Below are 2,493 nucleotides of genomic sequence, written 5' to 3' on the forward strand. Positions count from 1 at the left end.
CCCCACCCCGTTGTGTTTACCCCCCTCGTTTTTTCTCTCTCTTTTTTTTCCACAATTTTTAAACAATAACATTTGCCCTTGTTCTGGGCGGGGGGGCGGGTGGCCCCCCCCATGGCCCCCCCCCCCCCCCCCGCTACCGTATCCGTAGCCATTTCTTAAAGTTCAAAATTGCCTGACTACGAACGAGCGAAAACCTGCTTGAGCAGCAACGCGAGCAGTAGCGAAGCGGCATTGTGGTCACTCCATTGCTATTATACAGGGCATGGAAACGCAACTCTACCCCGCTTTGTTCGTGCTCGTCCCTGTGGCCGTTGGCATCGGCGCGCTGCTGGTCATCTGGCACCGGCGCGGCCGGCAGTTCTGAAAATAGGGGCCAGGGGCCAGGGGCTAGGGGTTAGGGGTTAGGGGTTAGGGGCCAGGGACCAAGGAGGAACGCTCTTCCCTAGTCCCTAGTCCCTAGCCCCTAACCCCTAACCCCTAGTCCCTTTTCTTGCTTGCCGCCGCGAATGTGGCACAATGGTGTGGGGCTTGCGCCCCACCAGTTGCCTGTCATTCGTCGCTTTGCTGTCCGTTCGTCGTCGCGGTTGGGCAGATCGTCGTGCGCACACCGATCGTGCTGCTGTTTATCCTGGTTCTGCTCCTGGCGGTGCTGGCTATGCTGGCCGTGCCGGTCTTTCGCGCGTCGTCCGAAGAGGCCCCGCCGGCCGCCTATCAGGTTAGCAAGCCTATCCCCCTGGGCGCGTCCATCGCCGGCCCCATCCCCACCGAATCCGTCGCCATCGCCGACGTGAAGCGCGGGCGCGTCTACGTGGCCCGCCCCGAGCCGGCCGACCTGCTCATCTTCGACGTGGAGGTGGAGGCGGGCGCCATCGGCAACTTCAGCCTGCCTTTCGCGGCCGGCTACATGGCCTTCAGCCCCGACGGCGAGCGGCTCTACCTGGCCGAGCGCGTTGCCACCGGCGACCGGACGGGCAGTTTCCTGGTGGTGAACCCGACGACGCTGGAGGCCATGACCACCTTCACCTACGTCTGTCCCGAGACGGCCGTCGTCTGCGGCATCGTTGGGCTGGCTGTGGGGCCGTCACACCGGCTCTACGTGCTGCCCAAGGACTCTCCCTTCATCGACATCCTGGACGGCGATACCGGCATGCTGCTCTCCCGCTTCCTCTATCCCGAGGATCGCCGGCCGGCCGCGCTGGCCATCCACGACACGACCCTCTACACCGCCGACCTGCTGGATGACGACGCGGCCCGCCAACTGCGCAGCTTCACCATCGACGGCGTCCAGCCCGCGCCCCGGTGGCAGCACGAGTTGACCGTGGCTGTGGACGAACTCCACGTCGCGCCCGACGGCTCTTTCCTGATCGCCTGCGCCGCGGCCTCGCTTGGCCCCGTCTTGCAGATCGCCACCGGGTCGTTGCACGAGCAACACCGGTACACGCCCGGGCCGACGGAGTACTACCGCGCGGCGGCCATCTCGGCCGACGGTCAGATCGTCCTGCTGCTCGGCGACGCCTCGCAGCCCGACCTCATCCGCGCCTACGACGCCCGCAGCCACGAGTTGCGCCGGGTGTGGCCCCGCCCCCCGGACGCCGACGTGCACAGCCAGATCGGCCTGCTGGCTCTGGCCGGCGGGGGCATCGCCTATCTGGAGGCGGGCCAGTTGCGCCACGTGGTGACCGACCTGCCCGCTCCGCCGCCCGTCGCCTACACCTACTGCGCCGAGTCGGGGCTGGACGAATTCGGCAATGAGGTAACCGGTTGGCCGCAGGCCGACATCCAGACGACGGCCTATGACTACGTGGATGGAACCTACCGCATCGAGCAGCGCGTGCCCGGCTATTGGACGGCCGTCACCCGCGACGACCGCTTCGACCGCTCGCGCAGCGTCAGCGTCCGCACGTGGTTGCTGACGGAGCAGGGTACGTCGGGCCTGCTGTTCGGCCTGAACGCCGATTGGACGGACTTCTACACGCTGGAGGTGACGCCCAGCAAGCAGGGCTGGGCGATACAGCACTACCACAACGGGCAGTGGGAATGGCTGGCCAAAGGGGCGCTGCTAGAGATCAGGAAGGAGGGCCAGCCGAACGTACTGGAACTGGACACGCAATCCTCGGCGACCCACACCTATCTGAAGGTCAACGGCGTCATCATCTACAGTCTGACCGACCCACTGGACGGCCGCCTTGGGCTGAGCGCGGCGTCTTACGGGACAGGGGTGGACGCACGGTTCGACGACTACCGCGGCCTGCAACACGATTGCCTGCTGGCGGCCGGCGGCCAGGGCGGCGCGCCCGCGCCCGGCTCCTACGCCCCGCCGCGGCTGCGCGACCCGCTGGCCGACTTTGCGCCCTAATCGGTGCGAAGCCATCACTGGTGCGACGCACTTTCTGAAGTACGTTGCATCTTGCCGTCACGTCTCATCGCCCGGTTCGCCGGGCTCGATGCCATACTGGGCGCGCAACTCCTCGATAGTTCGGCCGCGCCCCTCGC

Annotated in this window: 1 protein-coding gene; it reads left to right on the top strand. The window is 66.3% G+C overall.

Annotated elements, in window-relative coordinates:
* Positions 1–598: 598 nt before the first annotated feature.
* Positions 599–2,356: a YncE family protein gene (locus ACE3UY_RS09895; protein ID WP_374687374.1), complete on the top strand. Its 1,758-nt coding sequence runs from the start codon at positions 599–601 to the stop codon at positions 2,354–2,356.
* Positions 2,357–2,493 lie beyond the last annotated feature (137 nt).

Origin of the sequence: Promineifilum sp. (SeqCode) (genome assembly GCF_041918635.1) — a bacterium.
GTDB lineage: Bacteria > Chloroflexota > Anaerolineae > Promineifilales > Promineifilaceae > Promineifilum.